24 protein-coding genes, 1 tRNA gene and 1 pseudogene are annotated in these 19,686 nt (G+C 60.7%); 8 read left to right on the forward strand and 18 right to left on the reverse strand.

The window, feature by feature from the left end; genetic code table 11:
• Both FGW20_RS12800 and FGW20_RS12805 read left to right on the forward strand, forming a co-directional pair.
• A pseudogene (locus FGW20_RS12800) lies at window positions 1-141 on the forward strand (IS5/IS1182 family transposase); the annotation flags it as partial.
• Window positions 101-430 carry a tetratricopeptide repeat protein gene (locus tag FGW20_RS12805; RefSeq protein WP_437178581.1) on the forward strand — a complete coding sequence of 110 codons (330 nt, stop codon included), beginning with the start codon at window positions 101-103 and terminating at the stop codon, window positions 428-430. The pseudogene FGW20_RS12800 and the gene FGW20_RS12805, both read left to right, overlap by 41 nt.
• A gap of 286 nt (window positions 431-716) precedes the next feature.
• On the opposite strand, the gene FGW20_RS12810 is transcribed toward FGW20_RS12805, so the two are convergent.
• The 10 genes from FGW20_RS12810 to FGW20_RS12855 form a co-directional block, all read right to left on the reverse strand.
• On the reverse strand, window positions 717-1,067 hold the full coding sequence (locus FGW20_RS12810) for a HepT-like ribonuclease domain-containing protein (RefSeq protein WP_301678477.1): 351 nt from the start codon (window positions 1,065-1,067) through the stop codon (window positions 717-719).
• The gene (locus tag FGW20_RS12815) at window positions 1,060-1,380 is read right to left on the reverse strand and encodes a nucleotidyltransferase family protein (protein ID WP_301678478.1); all 321 of its coding nucleotides are present in this window, start codon (window positions 1,378-1,380) and stop codon (window positions 1,060-1,062) included. The genes FGW20_RS12810 and FGW20_RS12815 overlap by 8 nt, the downstream gene beginning before the upstream one ends.
• A gap of 464 nt (window positions 1,381-1,844) precedes the next feature.
• Window positions 1,845-2,066, reverse strand: coding sequence for a hypothetical protein (locus tag FGW20_RS12820; RefSeq protein ID WP_301678479.1), 222 nt, complete (start codon window positions 2,064-2,066; stop codon window positions 1,845-1,847).
• Window positions 2,067-2,454: 388 nt separating this feature from the next.
• Window positions 2,455-2,564 (reverse strand) — tRNA-Met (locus tag FGW20_RS12825).
• Window positions 2,565-2,638: 74 nt separating this feature from the next.
• Entirely contained in the window at window positions 2,639-4,114 is a 1,476-nt protein-coding gene (locus FGW20_RS12830) for an acetyl-CoA carboxylase biotin carboxylase subunit (RefSeq protein WP_301678480.1), read from the reverse strand.
• A gap of 14 nt (window positions 4,115-4,128) precedes the next feature.
• Window positions 4,129-5,877 carry a sodium-extruding oxaloacetate decarboxylase subunit alpha gene (gene oadA / locus FGW20_RS12835; RefSeq protein ID WP_301678481.1) on the reverse strand — a complete coding sequence of 583 codons (1,749 nt, stop codon included), beginning with the start codon at window positions 5,875-5,877 and terminating at the stop codon, window positions 4,129-4,131.
• Between the two features lie 53 nt (window positions 5,878-5,930).
• On the reverse strand, window positions 5,931-6,584 hold the full coding sequence (locus tag FGW20_RS12840; RefSeq protein WP_301678482.1) for an energy-coupling factor transporter transmembrane component T: 654 nt from the start codon (window positions 6,582-6,584) through the stop codon (window positions 5,931-5,933).
• A complete protein-coding gene (locus FGW20_RS12845) occupies window positions 6,566-7,264 on the reverse strand; it encodes an ATP-binding cassette domain-containing protein (protein WP_292517592.1) in 699 nt (232 codons plus the stop codon). The genes FGW20_RS12840 and FGW20_RS12845 overlap by 19 nt, the downstream gene beginning before the upstream one ends.
• Window positions 7,261-7,932 carry an ATP-binding cassette domain-containing protein gene (locus FGW20_RS12850; protein WP_011844484.1) on the reverse strand — a complete coding sequence of 224 codons (672 nt, stop codon included), beginning with the start codon at window positions 7,930-7,932 and terminating at the stop codon, window positions 7,261-7,263. Before FGW20_RS12850 ends, FGW20_RS12845 begins: the two co-directional genes overlap by 4 nt.
• Entirely contained in the window at window positions 7,929-8,438 is a 510-nt protein-coding gene (locus tag FGW20_RS12855) for a biotin transporter BioY (protein WP_048114907.1), read from the reverse strand. The genes FGW20_RS12850 and FGW20_RS12855 overlap by 4 nt, the downstream gene beginning before the upstream one ends.
• 62 nt (window positions 8,439-8,500) lie before the next feature.
• On the opposite strand from FGW20_RS12855, the gene FGW20_RS12860 reads away from it, so the two are divergent.
• Window positions 8,501-8,839, forward strand: coding sequence for a hypothetical protein (locus FGW20_RS12860; protein WP_301678483.1), 339 nt, complete (start codon window positions 8,501-8,503; stop codon window positions 8,837-8,839).
• A 439-nt stretch (window positions 8,840-9,278) separates the two neighbouring features.
• Here FGW20_RS12860 and FGW20_RS12865 read toward each other — a convergent pair whose 3' ends face one another.
• Genes FGW20_RS12865 through FGW20_RS12895 form a run of 7 tightly spaced genes read right to left on the reverse strand, consistent with a single transcriptional unit; the run spans window position 9,279 to window position 13,789 of the window.
• Entirely contained in the window at window positions 9,279-10,259 is a 981-nt protein-coding gene (locus FGW20_RS12865; protein WP_301678484.1) for a biotin--[acetyl-CoA-carboxylase] ligase, read from the reverse strand.
• 5 nt (window positions 10,260-10,264) lie between these two features.
• On the reverse strand, window positions 10,265-10,699 hold the full coding sequence (locus FGW20_RS12870; RefSeq protein ID WP_301678504.1) for a DUF2111 domain-containing protein: 435 nt from the start codon (window positions 10,697-10,699) through the stop codon (window positions 10,265-10,267).
• A gap of 19 nt (window positions 10,700-10,718) precedes the next feature.
• Window positions 10,719-11,297 carry a hypothetical protein gene (locus tag FGW20_RS12875; protein ID WP_301678485.1) on the reverse strand — a complete coding sequence of 193 codons (579 nt, stop codon included), beginning with the start codon at window positions 11,295-11,297 and terminating at the stop codon, window positions 10,719-10,721.
• Window positions 11,294-12,730 carry an RtcB family protein gene (locus FGW20_RS12880; RefSeq protein WP_301678486.1) on the reverse strand — a complete coding sequence of 479 codons (1,437 nt, stop codon included), beginning with the start codon at window positions 12,728-12,730 and terminating at the stop codon, window positions 11,294-11,296. Before FGW20_RS12880 ends, FGW20_RS12875 begins: the two co-directional genes overlap by 4 nt.
• A gap of 9 nt (window positions 12,731-12,739) precedes the next feature.
• On the reverse strand, window positions 12,740-13,147 hold the full coding sequence (locus tag FGW20_RS12885; RefSeq protein ID WP_301678487.1) for an archease: 408 nt from the start codon (window positions 13,145-13,147) through the stop codon (window positions 12,740-12,742).
• 3 nt (window positions 13,148-13,150) lie between these two features.
• Window positions 13,151-13,420 (reverse strand): hypothetical protein, encoded by a 270-nt coding sequence (locus FGW20_RS12890; protein WP_301678488.1) that lies wholly within the window; start codon window positions 13,418-13,420, stop codon window positions 13,151-13,153.
• A gap of 54 nt (window positions 13,421-13,474) precedes the next feature.
• On the reverse strand, window positions 13,475-13,789 hold the full coding sequence (locus tag FGW20_RS12895) for a DUF2551 domain-containing protein (RefSeq protein ID WP_301678489.1): 315 nt from the start codon (window positions 13,787-13,789) through the stop codon (window positions 13,475-13,477).
• A gap of 426 nt (window positions 13,790-14,215) precedes the next feature.
• Between FGW20_RS12895 and FGW20_RS12900 the strand changes: the two genes are divergently transcribed.
• From FGW20_RS12900 to FGW20_RS12920, 5 genes are all read left to right on the forward strand, one after another.
• Window positions 14,216-15,070 carry a protein translocase subunit SecF gene (locus FGW20_RS12900; RefSeq protein ID WP_301678490.1) on the forward strand — a complete coding sequence of 285 codons (855 nt, stop codon included), beginning with the start codon at window positions 14,216-14,218 and terminating at the stop codon, window positions 15,068-15,070.
• Window positions 15,067-16,524: a preprotein translocase subunit SecD gene (locus FGW20_RS12905; RefSeq protein ID WP_301678491.1), complete on the forward strand. Its 1,458-nt coding sequence runs from the start codon at window positions 15,067-15,069 to the stop codon at window positions 16,522-16,524. The genes FGW20_RS12900 and FGW20_RS12905 overlap by 4 nt, the downstream gene beginning before the upstream one ends.
• A 60-nt stretch (window positions 16,525-16,584) precedes the next feature.
• The gene (locus tag FGW20_RS12910) at window positions 16,585-16,872 is read left to right on the forward strand and encodes a thioredoxin family protein (protein ID WP_301678492.1); all 288 of its coding nucleotides are present in this window, start codon (window positions 16,585-16,587) and stop codon (window positions 16,870-16,872) included.
• Window positions 16,869-17,519 carry an NADPH-dependent F420 reductase gene (npdG, locus tag FGW20_RS12915; protein ID WP_301678493.1) on the forward strand — a complete coding sequence of 217 codons (651 nt, stop codon included), beginning with the start codon at window positions 16,869-16,871 and terminating at the stop codon, window positions 17,517-17,519. Before FGW20_RS12910 ends, npdG begins: the two co-directional genes overlap by 4 nt.
• 712 nt (window positions 17,520-18,231) lie before the next feature.
• A complete protein-coding gene (locus FGW20_RS12920) occupies window positions 18,232-18,774 on the forward strand; it encodes an aldolase (protein ID WP_301678494.1) in 543 nt (180 codons plus the stop codon).
• Here FGW20_RS12920 and aglJ read toward each other — a convergent pair.
• Entirely contained in the window at window positions 18,745-19,671 is a 927-nt protein-coding gene (gene aglJ / locus FGW20_RS12925) for an S-layer glycoprotein N-glycosyltransferase AglJ (protein ID WP_301678495.1), read from the reverse strand. The genes FGW20_RS12920 and aglJ overlap by 30 nt on opposite strands.
• Window positions 19,672-19,686: the final 15 nt, after the last annotated feature.

Raw genomic sequence — 19,686 nt, forward strand, 5'->3', positions numbered from 1 at the left:
GAACTAAAGGCACGAAAATACTGGTACCAGGTCAAAGAGATCAAGATCAAAGTGATCCTCCATAACCTAACGAAGGCAGTACAAACAGTCGTGATTGTCGTTGTCTGGAAGGAATTCAACAGAGCCGGAAAACGTAAATGAAAGCCAGGAATATTACGATAACCGGGTTGCAGTGGATCCGGACAATGCCGAGGCGTGGTGCATCCGGGGGATGTACTACAACAATTACCACAACCAGTACGCCGAAGCGATGGAGAGCTGCAACAGGGCGCTTGAACTGGACCCGGAATACGGGCTGGCCTGGTACCTGAAAGGAGTCATTCTGACGAATATGAATAAGACCGACGAAGCGGCGGCGTGTTTTGAGAACGCGACGAGGTACGATCCCGGGCTGAAGGAGGATGTGCAGTTCGTTGTCGGCAATGTGTGATGATGCGGATTTTATAATGCATTCCCGGGAGCAGTATCCATCTGCCCTACCGGCGACGATTGCCGCCTCCCTACCGTCCCTCACGACGGAGGCGTCACCGTGCCGGAGGAGAAGACCACCCGGAACCTCCTCGTTGCATGAGGGCAGGTACCTCCCATCTCCCGGGTTCTGCCGATGCAAGCGATCGATCTCCTGCTAACCGTTACTCGGACTCAGAACGCTTCAGAAGCTCACACTATCCTTATGGAAGAACGAGATTTGAAATCCCCGGTGAACCTTTCGCTCATCATTCCGGGTTTGATGCGTCAAGAGCGAGCAGAATTGCCTGAACTTTCGGTTCGAGAACCGGGATCTCGGTCTTGAGAATAGTCCAGACAATCCTCCAGTCTACCTCAAAATATGCGTGAATCAGCTTATCCCGCGACCCGGCCATCAGCTTCCAGGGAATCTCCGGATGCTGCTCTTTTTGGTGCTCGGAGATGTTCTTCGTGGCCTCTCCGATGATCTCGATCGCCCGGACGATCGCATGCTGCCGCACCGGGTCACGAAGCAGGTCCTCGTACGTCAGATCTCTACCGATCTCACGGAGAAGCACGATCTCATCAAGGATATGACGGAGGAAGAGTTCATCACGCATCACACCAGACAACCTCCTGTTCGACATAGGGCCGCAGGTATCGGCTGAGCCCCTGCTCGGTGACGAGGTCAACCCGGCGCCCGAAAAGTTCCTCCAGATAGAAGGCAAGTTCCATGAAGTTCCGAAACGTCGTCTGCCCCGGCGCAAACTCGACCAGCACGTCCACATCGCTGTCAGGCCGCTCCTCTCCCCGTGCGGTAGACCCAAAGATGCCGATCTTCGCAACGCCGAACCGCTCCCGGAGCAGCGGGAGCACTTCTTCGAGCTTCGCGACGAACTCGCTCTTCTTGTTCCGGCGCACCTGAGCAGCCATATGGGTTCTCTCCTCTTCTTGATCGTAGCTGGGGGTGAGGAGATGATGAATGTTGTCGTTCCCGGGATGGATAGCTACGCGGTCGCCACCCCGGTACACTGGCCAACGGATACTCAGGAACATTTTCCAGGAAGCTGGCGCTCAGTACCCGAACCGGCGATCGTAGCCGGTATGATCCAGCCACTCGATGACGACTGCGATTGTGTCACCGTCGCTGGTCACGGTATACATCAATCTCCAGGATATAGAGGTTGTATTTCCAGAGGTGCTTTCCCGGGGGATCTCACTGTCGATAAGCATCCGGGATCTGCCTCTTTGGAACCTGAGTGCCGCAAAAAGCGTTGGCGGATATTGCCTCGAAGGCCCTGTTCGGGAGGGCGACCAGTTCCCGATCTTCTGTTCGGGTTGATGCCGACAGAGTCTCGAAGGCTTCCTTCACCTTCGTGTCGGCAAGATTGCCGCCTTCATCGGATCCGCAGGTCTTCGCGGGCCAGGTACCACCGGGTAAACTCCGGATCGTAGATCCAGCAGACCTTACCCTGTGCATCGATGGCGATCTTGTTGGATTCCAGAAGATACTCAATGATCGTCTTGAACGTCTGGTACATGACCTTCCGCGGCAGGCGTTCCCAGAGCGCCCGGCGGCGGTATTCGCCGCTGTGCTCCCGGATGAAGTCTTCGACCATTTTGATCGTACCGAGTGTGGGGGAGTGGGCGGATCTGGCGCTTGCAGACATGATCTCAGGGTTGTTGTATGAGATATCACAAGGTGATCCGGATGTGGGGGAGGTTTCTATAGTGGGTCAAAACCGTCTCTCAATTGTCACTTGCCGTCTCCTATATTCCCTATTTAGTACACCAACCATATCAAAATTGTTAATCTTGGTGTACTTGATGAGGATCGCCCCTCAAGGAGCGAGGGATGGGCATCAAGGGGGCAAATAAAACGATCCGAGACTGTAATCGTACGGAAAAAATCCTTTTTGTCTCAAGAGTGAGGTAGTGATCGTAAAGAGAGCACTCTCGAAGGAAAAGCATTCCTCTAAAATCAGATTACAAACTTTCTAAAACAAATGCTGCGGGTGGGATCCGAACCCACGATTTCCAGATGTCCCAGGCTTGGACGCACCGTCTTCTCAAAAACCCTATGAGTCTGGCGCCCTAACCGACTAGGCCACCGCAGCACACAAAGTGCAGTATAACAATGTTGTGTTGCCAAATAAACCTTATGGCATACCGGAAAAAATAGACCGGGGGGTTACTTCGAGTTTTTCCGGATATAGACGTCGACCGCCGCCGTGATCGCCGCCACGTGCTTCCCCTGGCGGAGCGAGGCGGCCAGCGTCTGCATACGCGCCTCCTCCTCGTGGAGGTAGCGGCGCAGGCTCGTCGCGATGTGCTCCTCCTGCAGGAAGTGCGTGTGGGTGTCGCCGGCGATGAAGTGGGCGTTGTGCATGATCGCGTAATGGAGCGGGAGCGTCGTCTTCACGCCCAGGATGACGTACTCGTAAATCGCCCGTCGCATCCGCTGGATTGCCTCCTCGCGGTCAGAGCCGAGCGCACAGAGCTTCGAGATCATCGAGTCGTAGTGCGCCGGAATGGTGTAGCCCATGTGGATGCCGGAGTCGACCCGGATTCCCGGGCCGCCCGGGGAACGGTAGCGGACGATCTTGCCCGGATCGGCGGTGAAGTTGTTCAGCGGGTCCTCCGCGTTGATCCGGCACTCGATCGCGTGCCCCCGGATGCCGATATCCTCCTGGTCCATCGCGAGGTCTTCCCCGGCCGCGATCGCGATCTGCTGCTTCACCATATCGATCCCGGTGACGAACTCTGTGACCGTGTGCTCCACCTGCAGCCGGGTGTTCACCTCCATGAAGTAGTAGTTCCCGTTCGCGTAGAGGAACTCCACCGTGCCGGCGTTCTTATAGTTCGCCGCCTTTGCCGCGGCGATGGCCGACGCCGTCATCTGCTCCCGGAGAGCGGGCGTCATGATCGGGCAGGGCGCCTCCTCCAGCAGTTTCTGGTGCCGGCGCTGGATCGAGCACTCGCGGTCGTAGAGGTGGACGGTGTGCCCCTTCGCGTCGGCAAGGACCTGGATCTCGATGTGGCGCGGCTTCGTGAGGTACTTCTCCACGAAGATCGTCGGATCGCCGAAGGCCGACTGAGCAATCCGCATCCCCGCATCGATCGCCTCTTCGAGTTCTCCCTCATTCTCAGCGATGTGCATCCCGATACCGCCGCCGCCCGCGCTCGCCTTCACGATCACCGGGTAGCCGATCTCGGCGGCGACTTTCTTCGCCTCGTCGACGCTCGTCACGCCCTCCGGCGTGCCCGGAAGGACCGGGACGCCGGCCTTGCGCATCATCCGTTTCGACCCGATCTTCGAGCCCAGCGCCTCGATCGTCTTCCACGACGGCCCGATGAACGTCAGCCCCACTTCCTCGACCCGTTTCGCAAACTCGGCGTTCTCCGCGAGGAACCCGTAGCCCGGGTGGATCGCCTCGGCCCCGGTCTTTCTCGCCACATCGCAGATCCGCTCCTTGTTGAGGTAACTCTTCGATGGGTGCGCCTCCCCGACGCAGAACGCCTCGTCGGCGTACTTGACATGGAGCGCATTGTTGTCCGGCTCGGAGTAGATCGCGACCGTGTCGATGCCCAGTTCCCGGCAGGCGCGCATGACCCGGATGGCGATCTCGCCGCGGTTGGCAATCAGGATCTTGTCAAAGTATTTCATCGTGCTATCCAGCCTCACTCAATGACCATCAGCACGTCCCCGTTCTGCACGACGTCCCCGGCGTCCACGAAGATCTCCGAGACCGTGCCGTCGCGGGGACTGGGGATGGGGTTCTCCATCTTCATCGCCTCGAGGACGATGAGCGTGTCGCCCTTCTTCACGGCGCTCCCGCGCTGGACCATCACCTTCAGGACCATGCCCTGCATATTGCTCTTGACGCCGCCGGCGACGTCCCCGCGGGGAGCCCCCGCCGACGCGGCGGCGGCCGACGGGGCCGCGACTGAGCCCCCCTCCACGGTGACGATCCGGACGGAGAAGATCTCGCCGTCCACCTCGACCTCCATGGAGCGGGGGATCTCCGCAACCCCCGCCGGTGCGGCTGCTGCCTTCTCGGGGATCGTCTCGGCCTTGCATTCGCCCCGGAGAAACGTTGGCGCGATGTTCGGGTAGAGGATGTAGGTGAGGACATCCTCCTCCTGGTTGACGAGGCACTGCTCCATCGCCTCCTTCTTCATCTGCTCGTAGATGGGCGCGAGTTGGTCTGCCGGGCGGACGGTGATCGGCTTCTCATCGCCGATGATCATCTTCTGGATCTCCAGACTGATCGGGGCGGGAGAACGGCCGTAGAGGCCGAGGACGTAGTCCTTCACCTCTTTCGTCACGTTCCGGTAGCGCTCCCCGTCCATCAGAACGTTGAAGACCGCCTGGGTGCCCACGATCTGGCTCGTCGGAGTAACGAGCGGCGGGTAGCCGAGATCCTCTCTCACATGGGGGATCTCGCGGAACACCTCTTCCAGGCGGTCGAGCGCGTCCTGCTCCTTGAGCTGCGAGATGAGGTTCGAGATCATCCCGCCGGGGAGCTGGTAGATCAGCACGTCCGAGTCGACCCGATCGGCGATTGAGTTGAAGAGCGGTTCGTACTTCTCCCGCATCTCGCGACAGGTGTTCCTGACTTTCCGGAGCGGGAGAAGATCGATCCCGGTGTCGCGCGCCGTCCCGGCAACGCTCGCAACGACGCTCTCCGTCGGAGGCTGAGAGGTGCCGAAGGCGAACGGCGACATCGCCGTATCCAGGATATCCACGCCCGCATCGATCGCCGCCTGGTAACTCAGGGGCGCGACGCCGCTCGTGCAGTGGGAATGGAGGCAGACCTTGACGTCCGCTGTCTTCTTGATCCCTGTGATGAGGTCGCGGGCATCGTGCGGCATGATCAGGCCGGCCATATCCTTGATGCAGATCGAGTCGCAGCCGAGCGAGTAGAGTTCTTCTGCCATCTCAACGAACGTCGCGACGGAATGGACGGGGCTCGTCGTGTAGGAGATCGCGCCCTGCAGATGCGCTCCGACATTCTTGACCTCCGCCATCGCTTTCTTCATGTTCCGGATATCGTTCAAGGCATCGAAGACCCGGAAGATGTCGACCCCGTTTCGCGCTGACGCCTCTACAAACTTTTCCACCACATCATCGGGGTAGTGCCGATAGCCCACGAGGTTCTGGCCCCGCAGGAGCATCTGGATAGGGGTGCGCTGGAGCTCTGCCTTCAGCACCCGGAGACGCTCCCAGGGATCGTCGTTGAGGAACCTGATGCAGCTGTCAAAGGTCGCCCCACCCCAGGCTTCGACAGAGAAGAAACCCACTTCGTCGATGGCTCGGGCAAGAGGGAGCATGTCCTCAGTCCGGAGGCGGGTGGCGATAAGCGACTGATGCGCGTCCCTAAGCGTGGTATCGGTGATATTGAGTGAATCAAATTTGGCAGCACACATCGAATTATACACCTCGAAGGGCTGAGAAGATATCAATAAAGCCTCTCAAAAATTCATCCTACTAATATAAAAACGTCGCGAAGAGGGAGAGTCGATAAAAGGGCGGGTATTACGGCCGCTATTGCGGCAGGGACGTCCAGAGGATCCGCTCTGAACCGGGGGCATGTCTTCCCCCCGATCGTGTAACCCCGTACCACGAGCAGGCGCGCAACCTCGTCGGCCCGCCGGATCTGAGTGACGATGAGGGTGACGGCGAGCGGTACAATCGAGCGGGCGCCGGGCCGGATACCTTTCAATGCCATCGCCATCCGCACCTGCTCGATCTCCTTCCGGAGCACGGAAATCCCGGAAATCCCCAATTCGGCTACGAGTCCAACCTCGAACCCCACCCGGTTCCCGAGAGCCCAGACCGCCACGGCAAGCACCTCTCCATTCTCTGTCTCTGCATACGCCCACGATGCGAGGAGAAGGATCACGGTCATCCGAACGAGGTAGGAGAGCCCCGCGCCGCCGCCCCACGAGGAGACGAGCGCCGTTGCGGCGACCATCGCAACGAGCGGCAACAGCACCCCCGGTCGGGGGAGCGATTTTGCGCGCGGCGTAAACAGCAGCCACCAGACGAATGCGGCGGCGGCTCCCACGGTGCTCGCAAACGCCGCGAGCGAGAGGACGGTGACGGAAAAAAGCCTCAGCCGCGGATCCTGCATAGCGCCTCCCGGGCGTCGGAGAGCCTGATGTTCATAGGACGGGCGCCCTGTTCCAGAGCGCACCTGAGATACGGCGGGGCGTGCTGCCAGGATGGGATCGCGTCGGGCACACTGCCGCGGGCCGCGAGAACGCCTTCCTCCATCTCCCAGATCGCGTCCACCCGGGGAAGAACCGCGCGTTCGTGCGAGAAGACGACCGTGATGCCGGCATCCCGCTTCTCGAGCATCCTGCAGGCCCTCCTCTTCGCGGTGCAGTCAAGAGAACTGAACGGTTCGTCCAGCAGCAGCAGGTCAGGATCTCTCAGAAGCGCACAGGCGAGGGTCAGCCGCTTGAGTTCGCCGCGGGAGAGGTGGAACGGGTCGTCGTCCGCACGCGCCGACAACTCCGCCAGCGCGAGCGCGTCCTCCGGCACAAGTCCCCAGGAAGCCGCCTCCCCGGCGATCGTCGGGGAGGTGATGTGGTGCTCGGGGAACTGCAGCAGGAGCTGCGTCGTCAGAACGCCGTGCCGCCGGACGGCCCCGCGTTCGGGCCGGAGGAGCCCCGCAAGCAGAAGAGCCAGCGTCGACTTCCCGCTCCCCACCGGCCCGCTGACCAGGTGCACGCCTTCGTCGAACGTGCCGCTACCCCGGAGGGTGAACGAATCCTGCGAAAAGACGAGATCCGCAAGTTCGACTCTCACCGGGACACCCTCCAGAGCGTGGGGTAAAAGCACGTCTCCTCGAGCGCGGAGAAGACCTCCTCCGGCGTGCCGTGGTGCCTGACGCGGCCGTTCTCCATAAAGAGAACGCAGTCCGCGGTAGCCGCAACGTCCATCGACTGCGTGCACCAGAGCACGTGGGCTGCGGCGCTCTCCCGCACCACGCGCTGGACGCGCTCCGCGGTCACGCCGTCCAGGTGCGAATCAGCCTCGTCCAGGACGAGCACCTCGGGGTCGCCGGCGCAGGCGGCGGCCAGCGCAACGAGCGCCTTCTCCCCCCCGGAGAGGGCCGCGACCTTCTTGCCGAGGAGGTGGCGGATGCCGACAACCTCCGCAACCGCCCGGACCGCCCTGTCCGTCTCGGGGCAGGGGCGGTGGCGGAACCGGGGCGTCGATGCGATCTCGTCGTAGACCCGGGAGAAGAGGAGCGTCCGGTCGGGGAACTCCCCCACCCACCCGACCTTCACGGCCGACGGCGGACGGTCGAGGAGCAGGACAGATCCTGCTTCGGGCTCCTCGATCCCGGAGCAGACCGAGAGCAACGTCGTCTTGCCGCTCCCGTTCGGCCCGATAACGGCGATATGGCGCGCGTCCACCGCAAGGCCGGGGATGTCGAGCAGCCGGTGCCGGAGATCGGCGATACGGATCATGCCACCCGCTTCCCTATGGCGTATGCGGCTGCAGCCTTCACGGCATCGCCGATGATAAACGGGGCGACGCCGAGCAGGACCGCCTGAAGAAGCGGGATCGAAGCCGAATATGAAAGCCATACGGCGCCAGCCAGGAGATAGATTGCACAGGCCGCGATCAGCCCTGTGATCCGCGATGCCGGCGATTCGTGTTCGTAGGCGATCCCGGCGACGAGGGCGGCGGGGATGAAGCCGATCAGGAACCCGCCCGTGGGGCCGAGAAGCACCCCGAGGCCCGCCGTGCCGTTGTGATAGACCGGGAGGCCCGCCGCCCCGAGGAGGACGTAGAGGGCGACGGGGATCGCCCCGTAGCGCTTCATGACGATCCCGGATAACAGGACGAAAAGCGTCTGGAGCGTGAGCGGTACCGGGGGGAGTGGGATGGAGATCCAGCTCCCGGCGGTGATCAGCGCGATGAACGTACCGCTGTAGGCGAGGATCCGGGCTCGGTGCATCATGTCAACCATTTTATTTTAGACGGTTGACAAGAAAAAATCCTGCCTCGCACGAAGCCTTGAGATGGTACGGGATGTTACTGATCCCGTTCGCGAACTTCTGCGGTTCGAAGCCTAAGGCTTCTCAAACTCCGGGCGTTCCGCCCATCGCGGTTCGAAGCCTTAGGCTTCTCACGTTCCTGCCGCTCACGATGCTCGCGCCAGTCGCGGTTCGAAGCCTTAGGCTTCTCACGTTCCTGCCGCTCACGATGCTCGCGCCAGTCGCGGTTCGCACCTCCGGCATTCGTATTCCGTTCTTCCGGGGCATTACTGCAACTGCAGGAGAGCAGTGCGGGTTTCCCCGGCTCGCCCGTATACTGGACCGTGGGATTATCGCCACGCGGGGAGCGACTGCCGGCACGGCAAGAGCTTGAGAAACTCGAAGAGTTTCGAGTGAGGGTCCGGGGAGGTGCGACCGAAGGGAGCTTGAGCACCGTCAGGTGCGAAGGGGTGTCCCCCTCCCGGTTGCAAGATGACACCTTTTAACTCTCCCTGCGAACCCACCCCGCCCGCGCTTCGCGCTCCTCACTTACACCTGCGGTGCTTAAACTCCTGCCGTTCCGGCAGTCGTTCCCCCCCTCAGGGCGGGGGCAGTGCGTGGCGATATGCGATGGAAAGCCGTCTCCCCCTCCCTGCCCTAGGTGTGGTTCATATAGTAGATACCTAGGAGGTAAGTGCTCCGATTAGTGTATACCAAATGTTCGGAGATCGTTTTGGGATGACCTCATAACCTCCAGGTAGTTCCGTTACCGATGGAGAAGTCTTCTCCGGGGCCCGATGACCCAAAAAAGTGTACGGGTGTTGACCGGCAGGTCAGAGTTGGAAACAGTCGCCGGCGATGACCCGCTCTATCTTCCCGTTGTCCTTCCGGATGATCAGGGCACCGTGCTCGTCGATATCGATGGCCTCTCCCGAAAAGGTCTTGTTGATGGTCTTGATGGCCACCCGGTTATCGAGCGTCCGGGAGAGGCTCTTCCACTCGCGGATGATGGAGTCGTACTCGCCGTCCTCGAGCTGCTGGTAGCGCAGTTCGAACTCCCGCAGAACCCGGGCAAGAAGCGCCACGCGATCGACCTCGCGGCCGACCTCGGCCTGGAGCGTGGTCACTGTATCCCTCAGGTTCGACGAAAGTTCGTCGAGGGGGACGTTCGCGTCGATCCCGATCCCGAGGAGGGCGTAGTGCACGGTGTCCGCCTCGGCAGCGAGTTCCAGGAGCAGACCGGCGACCTTCCTGTCCCCGATGAAGATGTCGTTGGGCCACTTGATGAGCGCACTGATGCCGTACTCCTTGCGGATGGCGCGTGCAATCGCGACCGACCCTGCCATGGTGGTCATGAAGAGATGGTCGAGCGGGACACTCGGTTTTAAGAGAATGGTGGCCCAGATGCCGCCGGCAGGCGAGACCCAGGCGCGTCCGAGCCTTCCTACCCCGCCGGTCTGCTCCTCGGCAATGATAACCATGCCGTGGAGTTTTTCAGGATCAGACTCAGCGGCAAGTTTCTTCGCGACCCAGCCCGTGGAGGCGGTGCTGTCAAAATGACGGATCTGCCGTCCGATGACCCGGGTGCGGAGCATCTTGTTGATCTCGTAGGGGAAGAGCCGGTCGGTCTTCGTCTCGAGGCGGTAGCCTTCCGCCCGGGACGACGATATCTGGTATCCCAGCCTCCGGAGTTCGCGTATCTGCTTCCAGACGGCTGACCGGGTGATGCCCAGTTGCTCTGCAATCCGTTCCCCCGATACCGGGCCGGGGGATTCTTCGAGAATCTTCAATACATTGATTGCCGTGTCCTTCATGTCCATTACCTTTTCGCTGCGGGTGACTCAGTCGGGAGCGGACACGGTTCCTCGCCGCAGACCTGCCGCCGGATCACCGTGTTCTGCTCCATGAAACCCGCTAGATCAAAGATGCCGGTAACATCGACGATACCGATTGCGGCGATTGCATCGCCTTCCTCGTCCCTTACCGGCGCCACCACCACCGGGATGCCTTTGTACGGGCCTCGCGGGGGCCTGACCCTCAACGTGGCGTTCTCCTTGAGGACTTCCTCGAGAATGGGGCCGGTATAGGCCTCGTCGATGACCTTCCCGTCCTCGACCCGGACTCCGGGATGTTCGCGGGATCGTGCCGTAACGGGCAACCGACCAAGCAGGTCGTGGATACATACAGCGATTGGGACGAAATCGCGTGCGATTGAAGACGCAGAGATGATATATTGCTCCATGGCCGTATCCATACTGTTCATCAGGGTTTATCTAAAATAATGTTTCCCTCTCTCCGCAGGAAAATTCCTTCAAGAATACGCGTGACGGGTATTCGTGGATGCTGGTTGCCAGGATCATCCCGTCGCCGAGCGACTTCCCGACGAGGAGCGGCTCCCCCCCGGGCGTGGCTGCAAGCGTCTCGCCGCCATGCGACGGGAACGAGCCGTCGCACTCGACAGCGTCAAGATCGTATCCCGAAAAAAGGGAGTTATACCTGCTCTCCCCGGCGAACCGGACGGCACGCGGCCCATAAGCAAACGAATAGGTCAGCGGGAACGGGAGCCAGTCGTAAGCGTCCTCCCGGCAGCATCCCGCGCCGAAGACCAGCAGCCGGCCGCCGTTCTCAACGAACCGCTGGATACGGCCCTCTGCAGCCCGGAGAGCGGGGAGGAGGTTCGAGTAGTCCGGGTTCGCAAACCCCGTCGGTACGATGAGCGCAACAAACTTCCCGCGCCAGAAAGGCGAGGCGAGCATGTTCGGGTTGACTGACTCGCAAGCGGCGCCGCAGTCCTCGATGAGCCGCGAGAACATGAGAGGGGTGTCCCAGAGCAGCCCGGTCCTGCAGGTCACCCCTTGATCACCCCGAGCGGTTCCAGCCGGGCGACGATATGCGAGAGGCCAGCTTCGTGCACGACACGCACCACTTCCTGGCTCGGCTTGTAGACCGCGGGTGCCTCCTCCGCGAGGGCGGTGTCGCTGTGGGCACGCACCACAATACCCTCTCCCGCGAGGCGTTCCCGGAGCTCCTTCCCGCGGACCTCTTTCTTCGCCTTCGACCGGCTGAGCACTCTCCCCGCACCGTGGCAGGTGCTCCCCCACGTCTTCTGCATCGCGGCCGTCGTGCCGTGGAGGAGGTAGGACGACGTCCCCATGCTCCCGGGGATGATCACCGGCTGCCCGATCGCGGCATACTCGCTGGGGACGCCCTCCGCTCCCGGACCGAACGCCCGTGTCGCGCCTTTGCGGTGGACACAGACCTCCGTCGAGACCCCGTCGACGTCGTGGCGCTCGAACTTCGCGACGTTGTGTGCGACGTCGTAGATAAGCTGCATCTCGTCGTAATCGATCCCGAAGAGGTGCGCGAAGACCTTCCTCGCTTCGTGCATGATGACCTGCCGGTTTGCCCAGGCATAGTTTGCAGCGCAGACCATCCCGCCATAGTAGGCACGGCCTTCCGGAGAGTCGAGCGGGGCGCAGGCGAGCTGCCGGTCGGGGAGGCGTATCCCGTACTTCGCGACCGCACCTTCAAGCGTCCGCAAATGATCGGTCGCGACCTGGTGGCCGAGCCCGCGTGAGCCGCAGTGCACCATGAAGCAGACCTGCCCTTCAGCGATCCCGAACGTCTTCGCCGCTTCGGGGTCGACGATCTCTTTCGCCACCTGGACCTCCAGAAAGTGGTTTCCCGCGCCAAGCGTCCCGAGCTGCGGAACGCCCCGCTGGCGCGCCTTGGCGCTGACCGCGTCGGGATCGGCGCCCGGCATCGCTCCCTCGCCCTCGCACCGGACGAGGTCGGCTTCGGTGCCGAGCCCGCGCTCGACCGCCCACCGGGCGCCGTCGACCATGACCGCGGAGAGATCTTTGTTCGAGACTCGCAGGGCACTCTTTGCGCCCACGCCGGTCGGCACGGCGTCGAAGAGCCGCTCGATCAGTTCTCGTTTCCGGCGGGCGAGGTCGGCTTCGGTCAGGGGTGTCGTAATCAGCCGGACGCCGCAGTTGATGTCGAACCCAACCCCGCCGGGGGAGATGACCCCTTCGGTCATATCGAACGCGGCGACGCCGCCGATGGGAAACCCGTATCCCCAGTGGATGTCGGGCATGGCAAGCGAGTGTTTCACGATCCCGGGGAGCGTCGCGACGTTCGCGAGCTGGCGGACAGCTCCCTCTTCGAGCGTCTCCGCCAGTGTCCGGGAGAGGAAAAAACGCCCCGGCACCCGCATGTCGGGGACGTATCCGATAGGAACCTCCCATTCGAGGTCTCCGATCTTATTGATTCCGGTAAGCATGGCAATCACTCAGATATCGAAGATGATCTCCACCACGTAGCCCTCTTCTTCTTTAACGATTTCGAGCCCGAAGTAGGATATGCCTTTGACGACTGTCCCCGCCGAGTGCCGCGCGGGGTCGAACGGCTCGCCCCTGAGGACGGCGGAGAGCCGGGTACCCCGGAGATCGACGTCGAAGGTGCAGAAGACGGTGTTCTCGACCTCGGTGACGAAGAGCAGTTCCGAGAGGTAGTCGATCAGAAGCGATTCGAGGTTCTCCGCCTCGATCTCGATCCTCCGTTCGACCCCCCTCTCCTCGCAGGGGCCGTACATCACGGAAAACATCGCCCGGCCCGCCTCGGCAAAGAGCTCGTTTAAGGTCGCGCCCCGCACCCGCATGAGGACGTCGGCGGTGTGCTCCAGTTCATCGAAGCTCATGTTTTAGAAGCCATCGTAGAATATAGGAATCATTCTCCTGTGGATGGAATCGATGTAGCGGGCCTGGTACTTTGAGATGTAGACGGTATAGTCACCGATCGGAACCTGCAGGTCGGTCGCCTTCGGAGGTTTGACCGATACCGGCAGGAGGATGGGTCCGCTGCAGGATGTGCTCACCCGGAAGTCGCGTTTCCTCTGGAGGATGTACGATCGGACGTCCTCCGTAACATGTATACTCCGTGACCGACCCGGCTCCCCAACGTCGCTCTGCATAATAATCCCCTATATTGGTGCTGGGGCTAAAAAAAGAGGTATGGTTGGCGGGAACTATGTCGTCCCGAGGATCTTTGCCACCACGTCCACGTACTGGTCCTTCAGCTCGTAGATGGAGTTTGTCCCCTCCGCGTTCCGCCTCACGTGCAGGATGCCGATACGGGATGCGATGATGCCTACCATGGACGCAATGGAGTGGTAACTGATCGAGAACTGTTTTTGCAGTTTTTCGTAGATCTGGGGTATGGTGAGAGATTTTACCTTGACGAACAGGTTCAGCAGCTCATGCCGGATTCCATCCCGGTCACGTGAGAGATAACCTTTAAGTCGAGCTTCTATCTCTTTTTTGAGCTCACCGGGCGATCTCATATGTGCTTGTGATTCGGTATTTTATATATATCTTTTCTTTTCATTCATTTAATCGGGTATTCTGCCAGGAGGACGACAATTGTCTGACGAAATGAGATCATGCCAGGTATAATGAAACCGTTTCTCGTTAGACATGACGTGAGTGTCCTGATACTTTTTTAGCCGGAAATACCTGCGATTTCAGAACACCCCTTTCCACACCCCCTCCATGGCGCGCATATGCGGCACCCCGGGTGCGAGAGCAGGTGTGCAGCGATACTGCGTGAGGGAATGCAGCAGAAGAAGGACACGTTTGCGGACATCTCCTGAAACCTCTTTCTTGCCGGAGAAATTCCGCGTATTTCGATGGCATCTGGACGGATTCCAATGCGCACCTCATACTCATGAGCAACCCTTTAACCTTTCACAATCGTACACTGATACAGCATGGAATTTGTCAGATATGACGTCAACAAATACTCTCCGCGGCAGATGGTAGCGCTGCCCCTCGTTCTCCTTCTCCTTGCCGGGGTGTTGCTGGGTTACACCGCGCTCGCCACCGGCCTGCCCATTACGCCGGGCATCGACTTTGCGGGAGGAACGGCGGTCACTGTCTTCACGTCTGACAGCAGAGAGACGATAGAGGCGGCCTTTGCCGAGTATCCGGTGTTGTCGGTCGGCGAAGGGATTGGCGACGGGAGGTATATCCAGTTCGGCCCGATGGATGACGCCCAGTACCAGAGCCTCGTTGGAATCATCAACGAGCGATATCCTGATGCGAAGATAGACCAGATCGGTGAGACGTTCGGAAAGACGCTCCAGAGTCAGGCCTCCCTCGCCCTGGTCTTCTCGTTCATCGGCATGGCCGTCGTGGTCATGATTGCGTTCCGCAACCTCGTGCCGGCAGGTACGATCGTCCTCGCGGCCTTCGCCGACATCGTCATCACCGCCGGGGTCATGCAGATCATCGGCATCCCGCTCTCCCTCGGGACGACGGCGGCCCTGCTGATGCTGATCGGTTACTCCGTCGACAGCAACATCCTGCTGACGACGCGCCTCCTGAAGCGCAAGGGGAAACTCGAAGAGAAACTCGCCGGCGCGTTCAGGACCGGGATTATCATGACGACCACGACACTTACGGCCATCGCCGCGATGTGGGTCGTCGCTACGGCGGGACAGATCCAGATCATCGCCGAGATCGCAAGCGTCCTCCTCATCGGGCTCTTTGTGGATCTGATGAACACCTGGATGCTGAACGCCGGGATTCTGAAGAATCATATCCTCCGGGGGAATAAGAGATGAACGGCGAAACTATCAAGACTCTCGTCAAAGACTGGCGGGTCGTCCTGGTGCTCCTGCTGGTCGTCGGCTCCCTTGTCGGTATCTACCTCGCTCCCCCGAACCCCGAGAAAGGGATCGAAGGGAACCTCCAGTTCGGCCTTGATCTCGAGGGCGGCTCGTGGCTGCAAATGGAGTTCCAATCCGTGGTCGTGGCATTCTCGACCGACGGATCGGCCGGAGACCTCATGGAGGATCTGCGCACGGATCTTGAGACCGAGGTTATCCGTATCGATGAGAACCACCTCGAGATCCGAAAGGGCGTCACTCAGACCGACCTCGAACCGATCTTCGCGCAGTCGGGCGCCTCGATTGTAACCTACCAGAAGGGCGTATCGGAATTCACCGCAGATGAGGTGAAACGGATCCTGAACGAGAAGGTGAACGCCCTTGGGATGCAGGACGCGCGGATCAACCTGCTCACCCCGACGGGAAGTGATTACCCGCAGTACGTGCGGATAGAGCTCGCCGGCGTGGATATGGCGACGGCACAGGAGATCGTCGGCCAGCAGGGCCTCTTCGAGATACGGGTCCAGACGACCGGGAACGAGACTGAGCACGTTCTCTACGGTGACCAGATCACCAGCGTCGGCGTGCCGCAGAGGGACTACGATGGCCGGTGGGGCGTCGGGTTCTCGTTCACCGAGACGGGCGCAGAGGCCTTCCGTGAGGCCGCCATCGAATCCGGAGCGGTCGACAACCCGGACGCCCACCATCTCGTGATGATCCTCGACAACGAGACCGTCTACAGCGCACCCCTCGACAGAGGCCTTGCAGGACAACTCCGGTCGGCCCCGGTCAGTTCGCTCTCGGCGAGCACCGGAACCGGCGACGCCGGGCTTGACGATGCGATGACGCTCCAGATCCACCTACGGGCCGGTGCCCTGCCGGTGCAGGTGGAGATCGTCGGTTCCGGCTCCGTCCCCGCGGCGCTCGGTGAGCAGTTCAAGACGACGGTCGCCCTTGCCGGGCTGCTCGCGCTGCTCGCGGTAGGAATCGTTGTCTACTACCGCTACCGCGAGCCTTCGATCGTGATCCCGATGGTCGCGATCAACCTTGCCGAGATCGTCATCCTGCTCGGGATCGCCCGGTTCATCATCCAGCTCGATCTCGCCACCATCGCTGGTCTGATAGCGGTGGTGGGTACCGGCATCGACCAGCTCGTCATCATCACGGATGAGGTTCTCCACGAAGGACGCGTTCCGTCGCCGAACCTCTACATGAAACGCTACGGACGGGCGCTTGGTATCATCGCCATTGCTGCCGCGACGGTCTTCATCGCCATGCTCCCGCTGGCGCTGATGGATCTCTCCACCCTCAGAGGCTTTGCCGTCGTCACCATACTCGGTGTCCTGATCGGTATCCTGGTCACGAGACCCGCGTACGGGAAGATAATCATGGCGATCCTCTCAAAATAACAATCTTTCAACAACCTTTATTGCCCCGTTCACACACAATGTGTGAATGGGGTATAGCCTATGGGAAAACCAGTTTTAATGGACTTTTTCGCCGAGTGGTGCGGTCCGTGCCACCAGCAGACACCGATCATCGATGAGCTTAAAGCGAAGATGGGCGACCAGGTCGACATCAAAAAGATCGACGTCGGTGTCGATTCCGAACAGACACGGCAGTACGCCGCTAAATACGACATCCAATTTGTACCCACGCTGGTCATCGAGAAAGACGGGCAACTCGTACGGAAGCTGGTGGGCGTTCAGGACATCGGCACTCTCGAGGGCATCCTGAAACCGCTTGTAGAGCAGTGAAGATCGGGATCGTCGGGGGAACCGGCGATATCGGGGAAGGCATGGCGCTCCGGCTCTCGCCGAAGTACGACGTGATCGTGGGATCGCGAGAGGAAGTAAAGGCGATCGCGACCTGCGAGATCTGCCGGGAGAGCCTGGAGGTGCAGGGGATGCAGTGCAGCCTCGTAGGCGTCACCAACCAGCGTGCGGTCGACGAGGCGGATATCGTCGTCCTCGCGATACCCTTCAAGCACGTGGCTCCCACCCTGAACACTCTGACCGGGTTCGAGGATAAGATCGTCGTCAGCCCCGTCAACCCGATCGAGCGCATGACCTACTTCTACTACGCCCCTCCGGCGGAGGGTTCGGCGGCGATGATGATCAAGGGGATGCTTCCCGAAAGCGCGACCGTCTGCGCTGCGTTCAACAACATCGCCGCAAACAGGTGGAAGATGCTCGATGAGGAACTGGACTACTCGGTTGCCGTCTGCTGCGACGACGACGGGGCGAAGCAGAAGGTGATGGAGATCGTCAACAACGTCTCAAGCCTCCGCGCCTATGACGCGGGGCCGCTTGCGGCCGCATCCATCGTCGAGAGCGTGACGCCCCTCCTCCTCAACATCGCCCGGTTCAACAAGATGCGGGACGTCGGCGTGAAGTTTGTATAATTTTTCCTTTTTTGCCCTAGGAGAGGGTTGGTGGCTCGGGATCCGTGCCTAACCCCAGAAGCCGAAGATCTTCGGCACTCGTATTCATTCTACGAAGATCATCTTAGAACTCGGGAGTTCTGTTTATCACGTTCCCGGGCACAGTTTTCCGGTAGACTGCGCACCTAGCGGTGCTCGAACACCTAACCTTGACCTTAGAGGCTCACGCCCGTACACCGACTTCCAGTGGATATCGCCGAGAGGGAGGTGGGGACAATGGGGAGTGCGAACGGAGTGAGCATGAGAAACTCGAAGAGTTTCGAGGGGGGAATACTCCCCCCTCCCCACCTGACGGTGGTCGAGCTCCGTTCCTCCGGAACGTCGCACTCCCCGTCAGCCCCTCCCCCAGGGGCGATATGCGACTGGCCGAAGGGCGGGAGCACGAGCACCGAAGGTGCGCAGCCACCACGGTCCACTGTACCGGGTTTGCTGCGTAAATACTTGGAGCGGAGTTCGAGTGCCGAAGGCTGCGAGTTGTGCAGTGCGACAGGCCAGAGGCCAGGAGTTCGAGCACCGAGAACGATGCCTCCCAGGTTTGACATTTCTACAACCCTTTCTTGATTCATACCTGACCGTCCAAACCCATACCGCCACCCCGCCCTCATGCCCCAAGCGGCATGCACATATCCCCGAGCACGCCAAACCATTCTGTACGAAAGTCAGGGTGCTCTAAATGCTGGATCGGGAGTTCGAACGGATCGGAAAGAGGCTCTTTATGGAAGGGCTCGTCGGAGCGAATTTCGGGAACATGAGCGTTCGGGGCGAGGCCGGTTTTTACATCACCCGATCCGGCGCGTACCTCGACGCCGGGGAGACGCCGGTCTTTGTGCCGGACGCGGGCGACGCCCCGCGCGAGGCCTCGAGCGAGTACCGGGTCCACCGGGCGGTCTACCGGGAGAAGCCCCACTCTGCGATCGTCCACGCCCACCCGGTTCACGCCGTCGCCGCCTCGCTCGATAACGACCTCGTCCGGCCGGCCGACAGCGAAGGAGCGATGCTCTGCCCCGAGATCCCGGTCGTCACCGGGAACCCCGGAACCGACGAGATCGCAGAGAACGTCGCCGGGGCGCTCCGGGACGGCCACATCGTCATCGTCCGGGGACACGGGACGTTTGCAGCCGGAAAAACGCTCGACGAGGCGTATATCTACACCTCGATCACCGAGTATGCCTGCCGGATCCTCTTCTTATCGGGGAGGCTTCGGGGGGTTCTGTAACTGCTCGATCTGGCGTGTTGTCTCGCGGTGAAACCCGAGCAACATGTCGCTGATCACGCCGAACATGAAGATTTGAAAGCCCATTGTGATCAGGAGAACCGTGAGGATGGTGAGGGGCAGGTGCTCGATGTTCTTGAGCCACTCGAGGACGACGTAGACGCCGATGACGCCCCCGAAAAGCGATATGAAGAGGCCGATGATCCCAAAGTAAAAGATCGGATTGTTCATCTTCGCGAGCCGGTATATGGTCGAGAAGATCCTGAGGCCGTCCTGGAACGGGTTCAGTTTCGTGACGGTGCCCGGCCTCGCGAGGTAACGGACCGGGACGACCGTGACCCGCTGCCCGTTCCTCACCGCCTCGACCGCCATCTCCGTCTCGATCTCGAACCCTGCTTCCTTAAGTGTCATCTGCCGGATCGATCGCAGAGTAAAGGCGCGGTAGCCGGAGAGGATATCGTGGAGGTCTTTTCCGTGCGCTATCCGAAACATCGTGTTGAGGAGCTGGTTGCCGAGAAGGTTTAACCGCGTGAATGCTCCCGCCTCGGGATTGACGAGACGGTCGCCGATGACGTGCTCGAAACCCCGGCCGAGGGGTTCGAGCATCTTCTCCGCGTCGTCCGGCGAATAGGTACCGTCGCCGTCGAGCATGAGCACGTAGGGCCTGTCGATGATATCCACGGCCTCGATGATGGCGTTGCCCTTTCCTTTCCCCGTCTGTGTCCGGACAACCGCTCCCGCGGCCCGTGCGATATCGGGAGTTCCGTCGGTGCTGTTCCCATCCATGACGAGGATGTGGGGAAAACCGCGCTGCCGGAACCTTTCGACCAGTTCGCCGATCGTCGGGGCCTCGTTTAACGTTGGGATGAAGATACAGACCTCATCTCGCTCGACGCTCATTGGTGTACTATATCC

Origin of the sequence: Methanoculleus methanifontis, from assembly GCF_030464365.1 — an archaeon.
GTDB lineage: Archaea > Halobacteriota > Methanomicrobia > Methanomicrobiales > Methanoculleaceae > Methanoculleus > Methanoculleus methanifontis.